Source organism: Ruegeria jejuensis (genome assembly GCF_041537905.1).
GTDB lineage: Bacteria > Pseudomonadota > Alphaproteobacteria > Rhodobacterales > Rhodobacteraceae > Ruegeria_C.
Genome location: NZ_JBGRUO010000007.1, coordinates 184,991 through 205,098, shown reverse-complemented (window position 1 = coordinate 205,098; position 20,108 = coordinate 184,991). Strand labels below are relative to the sequence as shown.

Annotated in this window: 16 protein-coding genes and 1 pseudogene; 7 read left to right on the top strand and 10 right to left on the bottom strand. The window is 61.8% G+C overall.

Annotated features, from left to right (window positions below):
- Positions 1-20: 20 nt before the first annotated feature.
- Genes AB1E34_RS10845 through AB1E34_RS10820 form a run of 6 tightly spaced genes read right to left on the bottom strand, consistent with a single transcriptional unit; the run spans position 21 to position 5,658 of the window.
- Positions 21-1,100, bottom strand: a complete 1,080-nt coding sequence (locus AB1E34_RS10845) for a DUF1513 domain-containing protein (RefSeq protein ID WP_372572362.1) — start codon at positions 1,098-1,100, stop codon at positions 21-23.
- A 1-nt stretch (position 1,101) separates the two neighbouring features.
- Positions 1,102-2,094: an imelysin family protein gene (locus tag AB1E34_RS10840; RefSeq protein ID WP_372572361.1), complete on the bottom strand. Its 993-nt coding sequence runs from the start codon at positions 2,092-2,094 to the stop codon at positions 1,102-1,104.
- Positions 2,095-3,618 (bottom strand): di-heme oxidoreductase family protein, encoded by a 1,524-nt coding sequence (locus AB1E34_RS10835; protein ID WP_372572360.1) that lies wholly within the window; start codon positions 3,616-3,618, stop codon positions 2,095-2,097. It lies immediately after the preceding gene.
- Complete coding sequence (bfr, locus tag AB1E34_RS10830) at positions 3,605-4,090, bottom strand: bacterioferritin (protein ID WP_372572359.1); 486 nt, start codon at positions 4,088-4,090, stop codon at positions 3,605-3,607. Before bfr ends, AB1E34_RS10835 begins: the two co-directional genes overlap by 14 nt.
- Positions 4,033-4,332 carry a (2Fe-2S)-binding protein gene (locus AB1E34_RS10825; RefSeq protein WP_372572358.1) on the bottom strand — a complete coding sequence of 100 codons (300 nt, stop codon included), beginning with the start codon at positions 4,330-4,332 and terminating at the stop codon, positions 4,033-4,035. The genes bfr and AB1E34_RS10825 overlap by 58 nt, the downstream gene beginning before the upstream one ends.
- Positions 4,333-4,386: 54 nt before the next feature.
- The gene (locus AB1E34_RS10820) at positions 4,387-5,658 is read right to left on the bottom strand and encodes an imelysin family protein (protein WP_372572357.1); all 1,272 of its coding nucleotides are present in this window, start codon (positions 5,656-5,658) and stop codon (positions 4,387-4,389) included.
- A gap of 276 nt (positions 5,659-5,934) precedes the next feature.
- Between AB1E34_RS10820 and nadA the strand changes: the two genes are divergently transcribed.
- Genes nadA through nadC form a run of 3 tightly spaced genes read left to right on the top strand, consistent with a single transcriptional unit; the run spans position 5,935 to position 9,413 of the window.
- Positions 5,935-6,987 (top strand): quinolinate synthase NadA, encoded by a 1,053-nt coding sequence (gene nadA / locus AB1E34_RS10815; protein WP_372572356.1) that lies wholly within the window; start codon positions 5,935-5,937, stop codon positions 6,985-6,987.
- A 9-nt stretch (positions 6,988-6,996) separates the two neighbouring features.
- Positions 6,997-8,565 (top strand): L-aspartate oxidase, encoded by a 1,569-nt coding sequence (locus AB1E34_RS10810; RefSeq protein ID WP_372572355.1) that lies wholly within the window; start codon positions 6,997-6,999, stop codon positions 8,563-8,565.
- A complete protein-coding gene (gene nadC / locus AB1E34_RS10805) occupies positions 8,562-9,413 on the top strand; it encodes a carboxylating nicotinate-nucleotide diphosphorylase (protein ID WP_372572354.1) in 852 nt (283 codons plus the stop codon). The genes AB1E34_RS10810 and nadC overlap by 4 nt, the downstream gene beginning before the upstream one ends.
- A 36-nt stretch (positions 9,414-9,449) precedes the next feature.
- Here the strand turns inward: nadC and AB1E34_RS10800 are convergent.
- The 3 genes and pseudogenes from AB1E34_RS10800 to AB1E34_RS10790 form a co-directional block, all read right to left on the bottom strand.
- Positions 9,450-9,650 (bottom strand): annotated as a pseudogene (locus tag AB1E34_RS10800) (transposase); the annotation flags it as partial.
- Positions 9,651-9,860: 210 nt separating this feature from the next.
- Positions 9,861-10,607 (bottom strand): anti-sigma factor family protein, encoded by a 747-nt coding sequence (locus AB1E34_RS10795; RefSeq protein ID WP_372572353.1) that lies wholly within the window; start codon positions 10,605-10,607, stop codon positions 9,861-9,863.
- Positions 10,604-11,128, bottom strand: coding sequence for an RNA polymerase sigma factor (locus AB1E34_RS10790; RefSeq protein WP_372572352.1), 525 nt, complete (start codon positions 11,126-11,128; stop codon positions 10,604-10,606). The genes AB1E34_RS10795 and AB1E34_RS10790 overlap by 4 nt, the downstream gene beginning before the upstream one ends.
- 95 nt (positions 11,129-11,223) lie before the next feature.
- On the opposite strand from AB1E34_RS10790, the gene AB1E34_RS10785 reads away from it, so the two are divergent.
- Positions 11,224-12,159: a c-type cytochrome gene (locus AB1E34_RS10785; protein WP_372572351.1), complete on the top strand. Its 936-nt coding sequence runs from the start codon at positions 11,224-11,226 to the stop codon at positions 12,157-12,159.
- A gap of 46 nt (positions 12,160-12,205) precedes the next feature.
- Here AB1E34_RS10785 and AB1E34_RS10780 read toward each other — a convergent pair whose 3' ends face one another.
- Complete coding sequence (locus AB1E34_RS10780; protein WP_372572350.1) at positions 12,206-13,177, bottom strand: LysR family transcriptional regulator; 972 nt, start codon at positions 13,175-13,177, stop codon at positions 12,206-12,208.
- Positions 13,178-13,437: 260 nt separating this feature from the next.
- Between AB1E34_RS10780 and AB1E34_RS10775 the strand changes: the two genes are divergently transcribed.
- The 3 genes from AB1E34_RS10775 to AB1E34_RS10765 all read left to right on the top strand — a co-directional run bounded on the left by AB1E34_RS10775 (position 13,438) and on the right by AB1E34_RS10765 (position 20,101).
- A complete protein-coding gene (locus AB1E34_RS10775; protein WP_372572349.1) occupies positions 13,438-16,998 on the top strand; it encodes a spondin domain-containing protein in 3,561 nt (1,186 codons plus the stop codon).
- Positions 16,999-17,064: 66 nt separating this feature from the next.
- On the top strand, positions 17,065-18,798 hold the full coding sequence (locus AB1E34_RS10770; RefSeq protein ID WP_372572348.1) for a type I secretion system permease/ATPase: 1,734 nt from the start codon (positions 17,065-17,067) through the stop codon (positions 18,796-18,798).
- Entirely contained in the window at positions 18,791-20,101 is a 1,311-nt protein-coding gene (locus AB1E34_RS10765) for an HlyD family type I secretion periplasmic adaptor subunit (protein WP_372572347.1), read from the top strand. The genes AB1E34_RS10770 and AB1E34_RS10765 overlap by 8 nt, the downstream gene beginning before the upstream one ends.
- The last annotated feature ends 7 nt before the right edge of the window (positions 20,102-20,108 follow it).

The following is a 20,108-nucleotide window of genomic DNA, read 5'->3' as shown; positions in this document are numbered from 1 at the left end:
GCCCGCAATGGCTCCGCTGCTCAAGCCAGCGGAACCAGATGATTGTCCCATTGGCACCCCGAATGCACCAGTCCAGCAGGCCGCCCCTGCCCCAGCCGTCCGGTCAGGCCGGTCCCGGCGGTGAAGAAAAACCCCGATGGCCCCGCGCCGAGGCCGCAGACATCCTCAATCTCATGCGCCCCGGCAAAACTGTGACCATCCGCATCGAACACATGCAGAGCGCCGCCGCGCGGCGCGGTAATCCCCACCCGCGTGCCATCGTGTGAAAAGGCAATGCTGCCCGCATAACCTTGGGTCTGCGCCTGCTGCGCCTCGGGCGCGGCCAGGAACACCGGGTCGGAGCCGCGCCGGTGCAAGCCCAGCAGGGGCGGATGCTTGGTTGTCTCACCCTGCCATTGCATCGCAAAGCCCAGCAGCCCATCGCCGCGCAGTGCCAGATGGCGGATGGAGTTCTTGTGCTGCCCCGGCGGCGGCGCGACCTGTTCCAGCAGGCGGCCCTCCAGCGTCATATAGCTCAGGTTTGGCTCCATGAAAGGCAGGTTCAGTTTGGCGCGGCCGGTATCGGGATGGGTCTCGATGCCGCCATTGGCGATGGCCAGTGTTTCGCCATCGGGCATCAGTATCATGTCATGCGGCCCGACCCCGCCCGAGGACATCTCGCCAATCCGCGCATACGCCCGCGTGGCATCCCAGAGCCCGATCACCCCCTGCCCCGCATCATAGTCGTTCTCGGTGGTGAACAACGTCCGGCCATCGCGCGAAAACACGCCATGGCCGTAGAAATGCCGCCCCTCGGGTGCGTCTAGCGTGGCGATGCGCTGACCTGTCAGACAATCGATCACCAGTGCAAACCGGCCCGGTCTGCGGGCAAACGCCACGGCTTCGGGCTGCACAGGATGGGCGGCCGCGGCATGGCCCCTGCCAGGCAGGGGCAGGTCAAAGACCATCTCACCCGAGGCACGCAGCCCGGCCAGCCGATAGGAGCCATCGGGAAACAGGGCGGCGGCCAGATAGTCCGGTGCACCCGCCTCGGCCCAGCCGGCGGCGGGCAATGCGCTTGTTGCCGCGAGACCGGCTAGAAAGCGGCGCCGTGTGGTCATCTCAATCTCCGTCCAGCGAATTGAACCCCGCCGCGACGCCAAGTTGCGGGCCAAGCTGGGTTGCGGTGATTGCGCGGATTTCGTCGATACTGTTTTGCAGCGCCTCGACCCGGAACCGACCCTGCGGCGTGGCAACACCAGCGAAAACCGGGTCCTCCAACCGTTTGGCCAGGCCAATGCTGCGGTCGAATGCGGCATCAAGCTCCGCTGCCGTCCCCGGATGCCCCTGCGAGAGCAGCGTCGCCAGATCGCGCAGCGCTGCCAGCGACAGGATCACGTTGCGCAGCGACCGCTCCGAGCGGCGGGCTTCGGCGCGGTTCGGGCGCGGCTTGTCGAAACTGCCCATCGGGCGTCCCAGGCGCGTATCACTGGTAAATTGCAACCCCGTCGTGAGCGCTTTGAACAGTTCCTGCGCCGCTTCCTCGTCGCTGCGATAGCGACTGTCGGGGCCGGGCGCGGTCAGCAGCGCGGCATAATGTGGTGTCCAGTCAGACAGGATGTCGACCACGATCCGGTCCATGTCTTCGGCTATTGCTCGGATCAAATCGCAGCGATAGGCCTCATCCCCCGCGGCCGAAAGCTGCGCGTCATACAGTAGAAATTCCAACGCAAAGAGGCCGCGCGCGGCGACGGACACCTCACCAAATTCCGCCGGGTTTTTCACAGCCGGGTCCTGATCCGCTATCAGCGCAGACAGTGATTTGGGCGTGAACCCTTTGGTGTCAGGCCAGAAGGCGATGGCAAAGGCGCGATCCTGCGTCTCGGTCGGGCCAAAGCGCAGATGTGACACGCCCATCCAGGCATCAAACGTGTCGTGATAGGGAGCTTCAAGACCCGTGCAGCCCTCAGCGCTTGCTGCTTTCAGCTCCTCGGTCCGCTGCGCCAGCGTCTGAAACCCTGGCAGGATATGGCCATCGACCACCTGCCGCACAGGCGTCTGAGCTAGGGTCGCGCCGGGCAGGGCCATCAGGCACAGGGCAAGGATACGCATCATCTACAGGCTCTCCAGAAATCGGATCAGGGCGTCACGGTCACGTTTGGGCATCTCGATCACCGCATCCCGCTGGGCCTGCGCCTCGCCACCATGCCACAGCACCGCTTCAAGCAGCGACCGCGCGCGCCCGTCATGCAGGAACCGGGTGTGGCCCGAGACCTGCTCGGTCAGGCCAATCCCCCAGAGCGGCGGCGTGCGCCATTCGTGCCCGGTGGCGCGGCCTTCGGGGCGGTTGTCGGCCAGCCCCTCGCCCATGTCATGCAGCAACATGTCGGTATAGGGCCAGATCAGTTGGAAACTGTGCTCGGGACGATCCTCCAGCCGGTGGGTGACAAAGGCCGGGGTATGGCAGGCGACACAACCCGTCTCGTTGAACACCTGTTTGCCCCGCAGCACCTCAGGGTCGTCCTCATCGCGCCGTGCGGGCACGCCCAGATTGCGGCTATAAAAGCTGGTGAGGTCCAGCGCCACCTGATCTACCTCATGCACGCGCACCGGATCATCGCCGTGCGGCGCAACAAGGCAATCCATCTGCGCCTCGGTGCAATCGCCCGCAGGTGCGGGAAAGAGCGGCGAGGATATCCCGATATCGCCCGAGAACGCCGCCGCCGATTGCTGGCTTACGGTGGGCTGACCCGCCTTGTGCCCGAACCGGCCGAGCATCGGGCGGCCCTGCTCCAGCGACCAGACGATATTGGCGCGGCCCGATATGCCATCGCCATCCGCATCCTCGGGGTCGGCACCGGCCAGAATATCCGCCGTTGGAATGGCTTCGAGCAGGCCAAGCCCGATCATCTGCGGCGCCACGCGTGGGCTGAGCATGGCTTGCGGATGCAGCGGGCCATAGCCGAGGTCATCCACGTGATAGATCGGCTTGCGCAATGTCGCCTGTTCTCCGTCCGACAGCGGCAGATCAATCTCTTCGTAGGTGATCCGCAACGTGTATTCCGCCGGATGCCCCGGCAGCGCGAAATCCTGCAATTGTTCGCCATAGACCGGGTCGGGTTGCGTCGCCAGATAGCCCTCGATCGCTTCCGCGCCCGCCTCGCCAGGCACTGATATCCGCAGCAGGAACGAGACCGGGCTGTCATCGGACGAAAGCGGCGGATGGCCGCGTCCGTCCTTAATATGGCAGCGCTGACAGGCGCGTGCGTTGTAAAGCGGCCCCAACCCGTCCGAGGCCAGGGTCGATGAGGGCGACGATACCCAGATCTTCTTGAAGAGCCCATTGCCGACGCGGAAATCCAGCTCCTGCTCAAAGCTCAGATTGGCCGAGGGTTGCGAGAACGCATCCGCGTCGCTACGCGACCGCACGGTGGCGGCGCCAGCAGAGAGGTGTTCGAATTGCTGGGGTTGCAAAAAATCCGTGGCCGGGGCGGTGACGGCGGCGATCCGCGCCCTCTCTTCCTCGGTCCGGGGCAGACTGTTGAGATGGCGGTCGCGCAGCGGCGCGGTTTCCGTCTCGGCCGCAAAAGCGGCCGGGCCGATCAGCCCGGCCAGCATGACAAGGCTACTCAGCCTCATCCATTTTAGACGCGTTGAGCTGCGCATAGTTTTCCGCACCGATCCGGTCATGAAGTTCCAGCTGGGTTTCGAGAAAGTCGATATGACCCTCTTCATCGGCCAGCAACCCCTCGAACAGCGCCATCGAGACGAAATCCCCGACCGACTGGCAGTATTTGCGCGCCTCGGCATAAAGCGCCTGCGCTTCCTGTTCGGCGGCCAGATCGCATTCCATCGTCTCTTTGGGTGTCTGACCGATCCGCAGAGGGTTCAGCTTTTGCAGATTGGGGTGGCCTTCCAGGAAGATGATCCGCTCGATTAGCTTGTCGGCATGCTCCATCTCTTCGATGGATTCCTCGCGGCTTTTCTTGGCCATGTGGCCCAGGCCCCAATCATCCTGCAACCGGTAATGCAGCCAGTACTGGCTGACCGCCGTTAGTTCGTGCCGGAGAGACTCGTTGAGGTATTCAATGACTTTGCTGTCGCCTTGCATTCGCTGGGTTCCTTTGTTGCTCCGCCCCTGAGGGACCGGAGTTGAACGGGTATTTCCAAGTTATCGTTTTTTCTCATGGAGTCCAAAAAGAGTGGCATGCAGCCGCCGCAATCCGCGGCCTTGCCAAGTGCTCGATAGATTTTGCCGGGTGTGATCAGGGCCCGCGGGTCCGAGGCGCGCATCCAGTCGATGGCGGCGTCGATCTCGGTGTCCGAAATATTCTGGCAGTGACAGACGATCATGTTCACATCCTGATCAAAACGGGCCGGGCGCGGGGTGCGCCCGGCAGTTACTCGTTACTGGAAAACCGCATCCGGGTTATCCAGGCTGTCGGAGCCTTCGAAATCCACCTGATCCAGGCCCAGGGCGCTGACCACGCGTTCGATGCTCTTGGTCTGATCGACCAGACCGGCCACGCCGCCCATCACCAGCGCTTCGCCCGCCGCATTGCCGCGCTCCAGCATCTGGTCATAGGCAAAGCCTGCCTCGGCCGCAGTCTTGATGCGACCAAGCGCCAGCATCGTGTTGGCCAGTTTCAGCTTCATCTCGGCATCCAGCGCCGGATCGGTTGCGATCACCAGATCGCTGAGGCTCGGGCCAGAAACCAGCGTACCATCAGCGCCGACATACTGGCCCAGATAGACGTTCTGCACGCCCAGCCCATCATAATAGTGGTCATTATGGGTGTTGTCGGCAAAACAGGAATGCTCTTCCTCGGGGTCGTTCAGCATCAGGCCAAGGCGCATGCGCTCACCGGCGGTTTCGCCATAAGACAGCGAGCCCATGCCGGTCAGGATCGCCACAACGCCCGCATCCTCGTTTTCGGTCAGCGCGCCGCGCGCCTCGCCACCCTCGGCCCATTGTGCCGCCATCCATTCCAGATCGCTTACCAGCAGATCGGTTGCCGCCTTCAGATAGGCCGCGCGGCGGTCGCAATTGCCGTTGGTGCAAGCGTCATCCCGAGCGTAATCGGTCCAGGGCCGGTTGCCTGCGCCAGTGCCATGACCGTTCAGGTCCTGACCCCAGAGCAGGAATTCAATGGCGTGATAGCCGGTGGCGACGTTCGCCTCGATCCCGTCCGCCTCATGCAGGGTGTCAGCCAGCAGTTCGGGCGTGATCTCGCTGGCGTCGATCTCATTGCCGGACAGGGCGAAATTCGGGTTTGCGATCACGTTCAGAGCGGCAAATTCATTGTCGTCGGTGGGCCCGCCATAGGAGGCGTCCACATAATCGATCAGGCCTTCATCCAGCGGCCAGGCGTTTACCTTGCCTTCCCAGTCATCGACAATCGCATTACCGAAGCGGTAGACCTCGGTCTGCTGATAGGGCACGCGCGAGACCAGCCACGCCGCCTTCGCCGCCTGCAGCGTCTCCGCCGACGGGGCCGCTATCAGCGCATCCACTGCCGCCTGCAGCAGCTTTGCGGTTGCAACGCTATCGCCATATTTCGCCGCCGCGATGTTCGAATAGTTGGCCAGCACATCAGCCTTGCTGACATCGGCTGACGCCAGGCCTGGCGCACTCAGCGCAATCGCTGCAAACGCGGTCGAAAGAAGCGCAGTTCTCATCTGAAATATCCCTTGTTCAGCTTTGGTCCCGTCCTGTCCCCCGGATGAGACTCAGAAAGACGCGCCATAACTGAGTAATTTAATCGGGATAGTCAACCCGAGTTTTTTACTCTGGATTGCAAATCCCTGTGTCCGAAAGACGCACCAGGACAGCGGAACGGAAAGAATCTGTCAAAAAACCGTCACGTTAGCGCTGGCGCGGGGGCCTTGCTGGTGGCCAAGCTGGGCGAAACTCCTTATATGCACCCCGGACTCAACAAACTGGGGGCTGTTCCCTTGTTCGATCTGCCAACGCTTCGCGCCTCGCTTTCCGACAAATACGATCTTGCGCCCTCGCCCGAGATCGCGGCTGAGCTGAGCCATATCTATGACCGCATGAGCCGGGTGGTCACGCCCGCGGACTGGGCGATCTATGCGCCCTACGTCAAGGCGATCAATGCGCTCAAGAAAGAGCGCAACGCAGTGATCCTGGGCCATAACTACATGACGCCAGAGATTTTTCACGGCATCTCGGATTTCGGCGGTGACAGCCTGCAGCTTGCTATCAAGGCAACCGAGGTCGAGGCCGATGTGATCGTGCAATGCGGCGTGCATTTCATGGCCGAGACCTCAAAAATTCTCAGCCCCGAAAAAACCGTCCTGATGCCGGATATGGAGGCAGGCTGTTCGCTGGCCGAATCCATCACCGCCGAAGGCGTGGCTGAAATGCGCCGCCGCTATCCCGGCGCGCCAGTGGTTACCTATGTGAACACCACCGCCGAGGTCAAAGCAGCCTCCGACATCTGCTGCACGTCGTCCAACGCCGCTCAGATCGTCGCGGCGCAAGAGAGCGACACTGTGATCATGACGCCGGACCAGTATCTGGCGCAAAACGTGGCCAAGGAGGTCCCGCAGAAAAACATCGTCTGGTGGGAAGGCTCCTGCATCGTGCATGAGCAGTATTCGGCCAAGGATTTGCGCGATTTCCGGGAATGGAACCCCGGCACCCGCCTGATCGCCCATCCCGAATGCCCGCCCGATGTGGTGGCCGAGGCCGATTTCTCCGGCTCCACCAGCGGCATCATCAAATACGTCACCGATGAAAAGCCGGAAAAGGCGCTGCTGATCACCGAATGTTCGATGGCCTCGAACATCTCGGACCAACTGCCCGAGGTCGATTTCGTCGGCCCCTGCAACATGTGTCCCTTCATGAAGAAGATCACGCTGGAGAAGGTGCTTTATGCGCTCAACACCATGACCGGTCAGGTCGAGGTTGACCCTGCCGTGGCCGACAAGGCGCGCCTGTCGGTGCAGCGGATGATTGACCTCAGCCGTCAGCTCGGTATCTGAGCCAGCTCCATGCAACTGCTTACCACCGATCGGGTGGTCATTGTCGGCGCCGGGCTGGCCGCGATCTACGCGGCGCTGAAACTCGCGCCCCGTCCGGTGGTGATGATCTCGCCCGATCCGTTGGGCGTGGGCGCAAGTTCAGCCTGGGCGCAGGGCGGCGTTGCCGCCGCGATGAATCCCAATGACAGCCCCGAAGCCCACGCCGCTGATACGGTGCGCGCAGGCGCAGGCGCGGTGGATGCGGCGGTGGCCGAGTTCGTCACCCGTGCGGCGCGCGACCACGTTCTGGACCTGACCGATCTGGGCACCGGCTTTGATCGCACAAGCGATGGCGGCTACGTGCTGTCGCGCGAAGCGGCGCATTCCATGGCCCGCGTGGTGCGGGTCAAGGGCGATCAGGCCGGGGCGGAGATCATGCGCGCGCTGATCGCCGAATTGCGGGAAACACAATCGGTGCAGGTGCTGGAAGGCACCCAGGCGGTGCGGTTGGAAAGTGACGGCAATCGCGTCACCGGCGTGGTTCTGACCCGCTCCGATGAGGCCGGATCGCAACCTGTTCTGCTGCGCGGGTCAGCAATCCTGTTGGCGGGCGGCGGCTCTGGCGGGCTTTATGCGCTGACCACCAATCCGCCGCGCATTCGCGGCCAGGTGATCGGCATGGCCGCCCGCGCCGGGGCCGCCATCGCGGATGCGGAATTTGTCCAGTTCCACCCCACTGCCATTGATGTGGGTGAGGACCCTGCGCCGCTCGCCACCGAAGCGCTGCGCGGCGACGGCGCGGTACTGATCAACCGCGACGGTACCCGCTTCATGACCGATCTGCACCCCGAAGCCGAGCTTGCGCCGCGCGACGTTGTCGCCCGCGCCATCTATGCCCAAACACAGGCCGGACTGCGTCCGATGCTCGACACGCGCGCCGCGATCGGCCCCCGCATCCTGACCGAGTTCCCCATCGTGGCTCAGGCTTGTGCCCGCAACGGGCTGGACCCGGTGGCGCAACCCATCCCTGTAGCCGCCGCCGCGCATTATCATATGGGCGGAGTTGCCACCGACCTGAACGGGCGTGCTACGCTCGATGGTCTCTGGGCGTGTGGCGAGGCCGCCTCGACCGGGTTGCACGGTGCCAATCGTCTGGCCTCGAACGGGTTGCTGGAAGCGCTGGTCTTTGCCCGCGCCTGCGCGCAGGACATCGCGAAAAACACCCCCCTGCCCGATAGCGCCCCGCGGCTCGACCTTGATTTCCAGTCGGACGGTCAGAGCGCCGACCCCAAGGCTGTCACAGAGCTGCGCCAGACCATGACCGACCATGTGGGCGTTGTGCGGGACGGCGACGGGCTGCGCCGCGCGCTGGCGATACTTGCGAAGCTGGAACAAGACCACCCGGCCTGCGACGCGTTCAAAAACATGACCGCCACCGCCACCCTGATCACCGCCGCTGCGCTACTGCGTGAGGAAAGCCGGGGCGCGCATTGCCGGTCAGACTTCCCCCAGACCGAAGACGGGCCGGGCCGCCGCGCCCCACTGCATTTGCGCGATGCGCTGGCACTGCGCGACCAGATCGCAAAGGACATGACATGACCCAAGCCCCCCTGCCCGATCTGGTGTTGGAACCGATGGTCCGCGCAGCGCTGCTAGAAGACCTCGGCACCAATGGCGATATCACCACCCGCACGGTGATCCCCGCCACCACCACCTATGCTGCGCGTCTGAATGCCCGCGAAGACGCTGTTGTCTCGGGCATGCAGGTGGCGCGGCTGGCTTTCCGCCTGATGGATAGCGACCTGAATGTGAACACGCTGATCAACGATGGCGAGCCCTGCCGGAAAGGCGATACGCTGATGGAGATCCAGGGCAGCGCTGCCTCGATCCTGTCGGCTGAACGGGTGGCGCTGAACTTCGCGGGCCGCCTCACCGGGGTGGCAACCCAAACCGCTGCTTTGGTCGCTGAGACCAAGGGCGCCAAAGCGCGCATCACCTGCACCCGCAAAACCACGCCGGGCCTGCGCATTGTCGAAAAGCAGGCGGTGCTGCATGGGGGCGGCTTCAACCACCGCCATTCACTGTCCGACGCGATCCTGATCAAGGACAACCACATCGCTGCTGCCGGGGGCATCGCACCAGTGATGGCGGCCACCAAGGCGCAGGCCTCACATATGGTGAAGGTCGAGATCGAGGTGGACACGCTGGATCAACTGGCCGAGGTGTTGCAGGTCGGCGGCGCGGAGGTGGTGTTGCTCGACAACATGTCACCCGACACGTTGCGCGAGGCGGTTGCGATGATCGACGGGCGGCTGATCGCCGAGGCCTCGGGCAATGTCACCGGCGAGACGGTAGCCGCAATTGCCGCCACCGGGGTTGACTATATCTCCTCCGGCGCGCTGACCCATTCTTATCGAACGATTGATCTGGGGCTGGACTTCGGGTGATCGGGAAAGCGTTCTAGGGTCTGGACTAATTAAATTTCAAAGCCAATCGATGACGGTCGCCGCGAGGGCGATCGGGGAGAGGAAGACCTTCGAGCGCCTGTCGTATCGGGTCGCCACCCGCCACCAATCCTTGAGCCCGGCGAACATGATCTCGATACGGTTGCGCCTTCTGTAGCGGCGTTTGTCATATCTGACGGCCGTCTTGCGCTGTTTTCGGCCAGGGATGCATGCGCGTAAAGTTGTGGGCAGCATCTATTGCGCTCTCGGCATTCGACTGGCCATGCAAGAGCGGTAAGGACCGTCCCGGGTCAGAACCGCTTGGTGTCCCGGCCAAAATTGCCTGATGGGTGCCGGAGATTTGCCCCAGGTTGACGGTTGAGGCACTCATGAAACTTTCGCTTCGGGGACGCCTTTATGTTTGGCGCAGAGCGATCTCAGACGGGAAATTCAACTCTGAAACAAGCCTGTCAGAACGCCAAGGTTCTGTTCCAGGTCAGCATCGCTATCACCGCCAACCAGCATGTAGCCGTATTTGCCATCTCCCCAATGTGCCGTTGCCAGACCGCTCAGGGTTCCTCGGATCACGCCCTTTTTGGCAGATAAGGCATCCCCTTGTAGGATGCAGAATGCGATGGGCAGCCCTTCGGGATCGGCAAAAACGATCTGCACTAAAGGTGTGCCGCCCAGTGACAATATCTGCGCGCGTTTCAGCTCAAGCCCAGGCAATTCAGCGAGTTTTTCACGTTGCAGAGACCGCCCCAGCTTGGCTTCTGCACGCGCGAACTGCTCGTCCAGCACATCCGGAGTGGTGTCGAGTTGAGAAATGGTCTCCGGTGAATAGAGCGCCTGATAGATCGCAACTTGTTCCCGCCAGTTCAACGCATCCGGCCTTGTCAGCCAGAATGTCAGGCCAAAAGTGGCAAGCCCCGCCAAGACTGCCACAAGGGCCAAAGGCCCGTATTTCGGCGATGCCTGCCCGGTTTCGACCTTAGGTGGATCGGCAAGGGTGCCCAACCTGTCCTCGCCCGGAAGCGGTTCGAATATCTCTTTCAGCGCTGGTCCGAACGGGTCTAGCGTGATCAAGCGATGTTCGAGTGCCGGATCAGCTTCCACCGCTGCCTCAAGGGCCTTGCAGGTCTCACTATCCAGAGTGCCGTCGAGATACGCTTGCAGGGTTTCGTCCGAAAAGGTCATTTCATTTCCCGCCGCATCGTCACGGCCTCGTGATGCTGAAGCACGGTTCTGAGTTTTTGCCGCGCCGCCGACAATCGGCTCATGATGGTTCCGATGGGCACGTCCAGAAGACCAGCCGCTTCACGATAGCTATACCCCTCGACAAAGACGAGCATTACCGTTTCACGCTGAACCGTTGGCAGTTCCATCACTTTGGTAAACACTTCAGCGGCGTAAATATTCGTTTCTGTGTCTGGACCGCCTGCAATCAGGTCAACTTCGGGGGTCACCGCCAACGATTGGGTGCGGCGGATCGTGCGGGCGCGCACCTCGTTCAGCCAGATCGACCGGCAGATGGTCAGAAGCCAGGAATCCAGCCGCGCCTCTGACGTCACTTGCGTGTGACGTTCCAACGCGCGCAGGCATGTCGCCTGCAACAGATCATCGGCGACATCCGCGGCACCGGACAACGCCAGGCCAAATCGCCACACCTTTCGTTTATGCGTTTCGATCGCCGCCCGAACGGCGTGTTCTGATCTCATTTCCGTATCCACCGAATAAATCCGGACCTTTGGGTGTTTGTCAGACATGGGCCAAACGCTTGCGACTTGGCTGTCACAAATTCTGGAGGAAAGAAATGAAACTTCTGTTGAACATGATCACGATTGCGATGGTGACGGCGGCACCACCGGCCCTTGCCGAAAGCTGGGTGCTGGATAATGACGCGTCCAGCCTGGCCTATGGATCGATCAAGAAAAACGCGGTTGGAGAGGTCAATGTGTTTGAGACCCTGTCCGGCACGGTCTCGGATGATGGCGTCGCGCGTATCGATATCGATCTTGCATCGGTCGAAACCAATATCGACATTCGTAACGAGCGGATGATCGAGCATGTGTTCCGGAACGCGGGCACTGCCACGCTTGAAGCGCGGTTCGACATGTCCGAGATTTCCGGGTTGGCAGTGGGTGGCAGCGCCATTATCGATAGCGAGGCGGTGTTGTCTCTGGTCGGTGCCGAGATCGCTTTTGATGCCGAAATGTTTGTGGCTCGCCTGTCCGAGACGCGGGTGCTGGTCTCTACCAACGGTATGGTGTTTCTGAGTGTTGAGGAGGCCGGGATCAACGCTGGCATCGACAAGTTAATGGAGCTTGCCTCGCTGCCCGGCATCACCCGCACCGTGCCGGTCACCGCGCGCTTCATGTTTGACAGCGACGGCAAACAGGCGTCGGCGACACAAGCCGCGCAAGTCGAGACCGTCGCGTTTCAGGGCGATGTGAAGGCGGGCAAGAAAGTGTTTCGGAAATGCAAGGCCTGTCACCAGCTCAAAGAAGGTCGCAACGGCGCAGGTCCGACGCTGCATTCTGTTCTGGGGGCACCGGCTGGCCAAGTTGCGGGGTTCAATTACTCTGACGCGATGGCGCAATCGGGTATTGTCTGGACGGATGAAACCATGGCCGCGTTCCTGACGGCGCCCAAATCGGTCGTACCCGGAACAACAATGCAGTTTCCCGGCCTCAAGAAAGAAAGCGACGTGGTCAATCTGATGGCCTATCTGGCAGCAGAAACGCAGTAATCTGCGAGCAATGCGCGGGTCTGCCGGATGTGCGGCGGCAGACTGGTCATGCGCAATAGGCTTCGGCCTGCGTGCTCTGTTCATCTGCGTTGCTGCAGGCGCAGATGGCTTCCCGGCACACGTTTGAAATGAAATCCTGAACCAGACGGATGCGCGCGAAGCCGCGGATGTCAGGATGGGTCAGAACCCATAGATCCGCCGTGCTTTTCAGCAAGCCGGGAAGCACCTCGATCAGATCGTCATCTGACCTGCCAAGGTACTTTGGGAACGGGGCGAGGCCAAGGCCGCTCTTCACCGCTTCGAGCTGCGCAAAGATGTTGTCGGTGGTGAGCGCCACGTTGCAACGGTGGGCGATCTCGGCAAATTCGAGTGATTGCTGGGTCTTCTGCAGCGCGCCGATGGCGGCAATGACGTTATGGCCCTCCAGATCGGCGGTGCTTTCAAACGGCGGAAGCTCGGCCAGGTACAGGCGCGAGGCATAGAGCCCAAACCAAATATCGCCCAGTTTGCGCGCGATCAGCCGCTCCTGCTCCGGCGGGCCGATCCGAACCGCGATATCGGCTTCGCGATTGAGCAGGTTCACCCGCCTGGTCGAAAGCGTGAGACGAACACGGACTTTGGGATGCTGATTGTGCAGGTCGCGCAGGCGGGGCGCCAGCACTGTCTGCCCGAGCCCGCTGGGTGCTGCCACCGTGACCGTGCCATGCGACAGGTCATCATCCTTCATCACGGCCTCGCCAGCTGCCAGAACCTCGCGTTCGATCCGTTCCGCGCGGGCGAGAATGGAGGCGCCGTTTGGCGTCAGTTTAACGCCTGAAACGCTGCGGTCGAACAGAGTGGCCGACAGCTCGGCTTCAAGTTTGCGCAGCTTGCGGCCCACGGTTGCGGGGCTTTCCCCAAGAACACTCGAGGCGGTCGCGATGCTTCCCGAACGCGCCGCCGCGAGGAAGAAGCGGTAGAGATCCCAATTCTGTTTTGTCGCTATGTCAGAGCTCACATCCAGGCCCGCCATGCCCATTGCGTTGCCCCATCAATTTGAGGACCAACCATGCAAATTTGCTAACGCCAAGCCCAGTGAAACGCGACTCAAATTTAGTTGTGCCGGTGTGAACAAAGAAAAGTTTTTATTATTTACAATCGGGTAACGCGCATCCTGGCGTTTCTTCAACATGAAGCGCAGCCATTCAAATTTGAAGCGTTGTCCGGTTTTCCTCCGATCACAGGTTCAGTTTTGGTTGGTGCCTATCCAGCCCGTGAGTGAAATCTGGAGATGAAATCATGACTATTCAAAACGGCAATATGCAGCCCATCATCGGCACGGACGTTGCAGATAACTTGCCCGGAACCGCCGGGGACGACGATATTCAGGGCCTGGGTGGCAACGACACCCTCACCGGCGGCCTAGGCGATGACACGCTTGATGGGGGTGCGGATATCGACACGGCGGTCTACTCCGATATCGATGTTCCGGTCGAGGCCGATCTGGCCGCAGGCAGCGCAAGCCGCGAAACGGGGTTCTCGGTTGTCGTGACCGATCAGCCGCTTGCGTCGCTGACCACTGATCAAAGCCCCTCGGAGCTCGCCGACGAAGCGGCGGCGGGCAATCTGTATTACAACATTCACACCAACGACTTCCCCGGTGGTGAGATTCGCGGTCAGTTGTTGCTGCAGAGCGACGAAACGACCAACGGCATTCGCACCATCACACTGACCGCCGCTCTGGATGCCGCGCAGGAGCCGGAGAATGCCAGCGACTCGCTGGCAACAGGCGAGGGGACCGTGGTGATCGTGATTGATGGCGCGGATGTGACCTACAGCTCGGATCTTTCCGTATCGGGGCTGGCAACCTCAGACCTGCTGCCGGTCGCAGGCGTCAGCGCGATTCATCTGCACAACGCTCCCGCCGGCATTAATGGTCCGGTCATCACCGATATCGTTCAGGACGCGGGTGGTGATATCAACGGGCTGAACCCGGCCGAAGAAGACGGCAACGTCTTTGCCGAGGTGATCGAGACCGACAGCTTGATCAGCATCGAAAACCTCGATGGTTCAAATGACGGTGACGTTCTGGCCGGTGACGGCAATGCCAACGTGCTGAACGGGCTTGATGGTGATGACGTGCTGAGCGGCCTGGGCGGCGCGGATGTGCTCAATGGTGGTGCCGGCGACGACACTCTGTCCGGTGGCGGTGGTGTTGACATCATCGACGGCGGCGAAGGTGTTGACACCAATGATTTCGGCAACATCAACCTCGGCGCACAGGACCCGACGATTGCAGGCGTGACCGTGGTGGTGAATGCCGACGGCTCCGGCACGGCGTCCTATAATGGCGGCGGCGGCAACGGCCCTCTAATCGAAGAAGAGTTCGCGGGCATCGAGAATGTGACCGGGTCCTCGAACAACGATGATATTCGCGCGCTCGGCGCAACTCCGAATACCATCGAAGGCGGCGATGGCGACGATTTCATTGCCGGTGGCGGCGGCACGGATGTGCTGAGCGGCGGCGAAGGTATCGACACCAACAGCTTCATCAATATCGGGGCCGAAGTGGTTGCTGATCTGGGATCGGGCAGCGCCTCTTATGCGCCGAACGAAAACGTTACCGTGTTCGAGAATTTCGACGGTTTCGAAAATCTGGATGGCTCGGCCAATGACGACCAACTCTTTGGTGATGGTGGTGCCAATACACTGACCGGCAACGAAGGCAACGACCTGCTCGTGGGTCGCGGCGGCGCGGATGTGCTGGAAGGCGGCGCAGGCAATGATGTGCTGCGTGGCGGCGGCGGTTCGGATGTCACCGATGGTGGCGAAGGTATCGACACCGCCGATTTCCAAGATATCGGCACGGCCGTCACGGCAGATCTTTCGGCAGGGACGGCAACCTATCAGGGTCCCAATGGCGAGGTCGCCGATACCCTGGTCAACATCGAGAACCTGACCGGCTCGGCCAATGACGACAACCTGACTGGCGATGCGGGCGAAAACCTGTTGGCCGGTGGTGCGGGCGACGACACCATTAGCGGTGGCGCAGGTGACGACGTCATCCGGGGCGATGCAATCGGCGACGGAGAAGCCATCACCGTGACCGTCACCAACACGCTGGGCGAAGGCGGTACTTTCCTGACACCGGTCTGGTTCGGCTTCCACGATGGCGAAAACTTCGATCTCTGGACCGATGGTGAGGCCGCCAGTGGCGGCTTGGAACGGATTGCCGAAGATGGCAGCGTCGAAGGTATCGCGGCAGAGTTCAACCAGGAGGTTGGCGATGGCGGCGTGGACGCCACGATCATCGGCGGTGCCGGTGCCCCCGGTCCGATTGATCCGGGTGAAAGCGCCAGTTTCACGCTGAACGTCAATCCCGACGCGGTTGGTCAGGGCTTTTTCACCTGGGCGACCATGGTGATCCCGTCAAACGATGCCTTCCTGGCGTCCCCAGACGATGCCCTGCAGGATTTCATCTTTGATGCGGATGGGAATTTTGCCGGACCGCTGGTCATCGAACGCTTTGGCAGCGACGTGCTGGATGCGGGCACCGAGGTCAATACCGAAGAAGACGCCGCCTTCCTCAACCAGACCGCACGCGATCAGGGTACGGCGGAAAACGGCGTTGTGCGCCAGCATGAGGGGTTCAACGGCTCCGAAGGCAACCCGGATGGCACCGCGGTCAACATTCTGGGCGGCACCACCGCGGCAGGGACTATTGTTGATCCGACCGAGGGCGACTTCACACGCACTGGCGGCGACGAGCAGTTGCTGCGCATCGTGGTCGATCTGGCCGAAGGCGGCAACGACGATCTGTTCGGCGGCGCGGGCAACGATGTTGTCGATGGCGGTCGTGGCGATGACCTGCTTGATGGCGGCATCGGCGATGACACGCTGATCGGAGGTACCGGTCGCGACACGTTCCAACTGCGTCGCAATGGCGGATCGGATATCGTGGCTGATTTCGGTGCCGGTGCCGAGGGTGGTGATTTCCTGGATGTGTCGGATTTCGGTGTGACCAGCATCGACGATCTGGATATCGTGCAGGACGGCCCCAACACGGTGATCACTCTGTCCGAAGACACTCAGGTCACGCTTGAGAATGTCGCACCCAACGAGTTGGTTGCCGAAAACTTCGTCTTTGCGGAAGAAGAAGTGATCGAAATCACCCCCACCAATGGTGATGACGATCTGGTCGGCTCGCCCGACGCGGATGAGATCAACGCCGGGAACGGTGATGACCTGATCGAGGCCGGAGGCGGCAATGATAGTGTCAATGGCGGCAATGGCGATGACGATATCTTTGGCCAAGGCGGCGGCGACGAATTGTCGGGCGGCAACGGGGATGACAACCTCGAAGGTGGCCAGGGCAACGACAATCTTATCGGCGGGAATGGCAACGATCTGCTCGTCGGCGGGGCCGGAGCGGACAACCTCGATGGGGGCCGTGGCGATGATATCCTCGAAGGCGGCACCGGCAACGACACCCTTGAAGGTGGTCGTGGCGATGACGTTCTGGATGGCGGCGCGGGCAACGACCTGATCTGCGGCGGATTGGGCGATGACCTGCTGATTGGTGGCGCCGGAGATGATCGTCTGGAAGGCAATCGCGGCTCGGATACCTTCCTGTTCGAAGGCAATAGCGGCGACGATGTCATCACCGATTTCGAGGCGTTCGCCAATGGGGACTTGCTGGATCTGAGCTCAGCAGATCTCGATTTCGAGACCTTCGCGGACGTCTCGGATGCGTTCACTCAGAACGGCGATGATCTGGTGATCGATCTGGGCGACGACAACTCGATCACCCTGCTGGGTGTTCAGGCCGCTGATCTGAGCGAAGACAACGTGCTGTTCTAAGCGCGGTTACGGCGGCGGTCTGGAAACAGGCCGCCGCCGGTTTTTCCTGTTTTGATGGAGGCATCGATGCGATCCCAGACCGCACACACACCGGATCTGAACCGGGTGCTCAAGGCCATATTGCCGGGCCTGTTTGTCACCGGCGGATTCAGCCTGCTGATCAACCTGCTGATGTTGACCGGCCCGCTCTTCATGATCCTTGTTTATGACCGCGCGCTGCCCAGCCAGAGCGTGCCGACCCTGATTGGTCTTTCGGTGGTGATGATCGGGCTCTATTCGGTCTTTGGCCTGCTGTCTTTGGTCCGGTCGCGGCTGTTGGTCCGGCTGGGCAATCGCGTCGCAAACCGCTTGCAGGAACGGGTGTTCACCGCCCAGCTTTTGCAGACAGCGCGAGATGGCGGCACTGGTGGGCATGACGCCACGCGGGATCTGAATGTTATGCGCGAATTCATGGGCGGACCAACCCCAGCCGTTCTGTTTGATGCGCCCTGGACCCCGATCTATCTGGCCTGCGCCTATGTCCTGCATCCCTATCTGGGCTATGCCGGTCTGGCTGGTGTGGTCTTTCTGGTTCTGGTCGGGGTGCTGAATAACAGCCTGACCCAGCGCCGGGCGCGCGAGGTGAACACCGATCAGACGCGCGCGAACCGGGTCATGTCCGATATCGCGCGCAACAGCGAGGTGATCACCGCGATGAAGATGGGCGGCGACCTCTATTCCCGATGGAGCCTGTTGCAGAACCGGGCCCAAAGCGGGCAGAGCCGGACCAGAGATCTGGCCTCGTCGCTATCAACGCTGTCGCGCACCGTGCGGATGCTGTTGCAATCGGTCGTGCTGGGGCTTGGGGCCTATCTGGCGATTGGTGGCGATCTCAGCGCCGGGTCGATCATTGCCGCCTCGGTGATTGTTGGCCGGGCGCTGGCCCCGGCTGAGCAGGCCATATCCGGCTGGCGTCATTGCGTGGCAGCGGTTGCTGCCGGCAAGCGTATCAACAGCTTGTTAATCGACAACCCGGTGCGTGGCACCAGCATCAAGCTGCCGCCGCCCAAGGGCGACATCGAGCTCAAGAACGTCTACGCCGCCGCGCCCGGACAGAATCAGCCGATGCTCAAGAATGTGAGCCTGTCGCTCAGCGCGGGCGAGGTTCTGGCGGTCATTGGGCCCAGCGGTTCGGGCAAGTCAACGCTGGCGCGGGTGGTGACGGGGGCCTGGGCCGCCATGCGCGGCCATGTCCGCATCGACCGCGCCGATATCGCTTATTGGAACGCGCTGCAATTGCGTGAAACCGTTGGCTATCTGCCCCAAACCGTGGAGCTTTTTGACGGAACGGTACGCGAAAACATCGCGCGATTTCAGAGTGATGCAAGAGACGAGGATATTGTAACTGCTGCGATTGGCGCAAACGCCCACGATCTGATCCTGGGGTTGCCCAAATCCTATGACACAGCGCTTGGCGAAGGCGGCAGCGCTCTGTCGGGCGGAGAAAAGCAGCGGATCGGGCTTGCGCGCGCGCTGTTTGGCGATCCGTCCGTGGTGATCCTTGACGAGCCCAACTCCAACCTCGATGCGGCCGGGATGACCGCGTTGAACATGACCATAGAGCGGCTGAAATCACGGGGCAAAACCGTCGTCCTGATCGCGCATCGGCAAGGTGCTCTGGCGCTCGCGGACAAGGTGCTGGTGCTGGATAAGGGACAGGTGACCGCCTTTGGCCCGCGTGCGGAAATCCTCAATACCTACTCACAGAACCAGACCCGTAAGGCGGCTGGAACCAGAATGAAGGAATCCTCCCATGTCTGATGCGAAAAACACCTTGGACCCCGTACCAGCCGAAGGCATCGGCGGCTGGACCTTCACAGGCCTCGCGCTGGGTGTCGGTTTGCTGGCCGGGCTGGTGGTCTGGAGCCTGAACACCCGCATTGACGGCGCGGTTGTAGCGCCGGGTATGGTCGGGCTGGAGACCGATCGGCAGGTCGTGCAGCACCTTGAAGGTGGGATTGTCGCCAACATCCTCGTGCGTGAGGATCAGGCAGTGACACGCGGCCAGGTGCTGCTTGAGCTGGATACCACCCAGGATCAGACAGAGCTGAACGCCACCGCGAGCCAGATCGCCAATCTGACGGTCCGACGCGCGCGGCTCACGGCAGAACTGGACGGCGCGGAGTTTCCACCTGCCGATCTGGGCCTTGCAATCACCGAAACCACCCGCGCCATTATCGCCGCGGAATGGCGGCTCTTTCGCAATCGCAGCGAGTCCCGGCATGCAGAGGCCGCTTTGCTGGAAACCCGCCGGCAGGCATTGGCGGCCCAGATCGACGGGCTGCGTAGTCAGAGCCATTCACTGACGGCTGATATGGCGCTGACCGAAGAGGAACTGACCTCGGTCATTTCGCTGCATGACAAGGGGCTGGTGCCGGTCACCCGCCTGCTTGAGGTGCGCCGCAGCAAGCTCGACATCGACGCGGGCCTGTCCGGTAACGCGGCGCAGATCAAGAGCCTGCAAGCGCAGATTGCAGAGGTGGACAGCCAGTTGCGGAGCGCGCGCGCCACCACCGCCGAGGAAATCGCGATCAATCTGGCCGAGACCGACCAGCAATTGCGCGAGCTGCGCGAACGGCGCGCCAGCCTTTGGGACCGTGTGCAACGCAGCCGCGTCACTGCGCCGGGCGAGGGCCGCATCCTCAACCTGGCGGTTCACACGCGGGGCGGGGTGATCGCGCCGGGGCAACCGATCATGGAGATCGTGCCAGTGCAGGAAGACACCATCCTGACCGCCAACATCCCGGTGACCGAGATCGACCGAGTGATGCCGGGCCAGGAGGCCATCGTGCGTTTCACCGCTTTCAACCTGGGCCAGACACCAGAATTGCAGGGGCAGGTGAGATCGGTTTCTGCCGACACACTCACGGATCCGGCGACCGGTAACCCCTATTACAGCGCAGAGATTATGCTGAGCGAGGCCGAACTTGCCCGGCTCGGCGGACAAGAACTTGTGCCGGGCATGCCTGCAAATGTGCATATTACGACAGGCGAGCGTCTGGTCGCATCTTATCTGTCGCGCCCTCTGGTTGATGCCTTCGCTGAGACGTTTCGCGATGAGTAGGATTGCC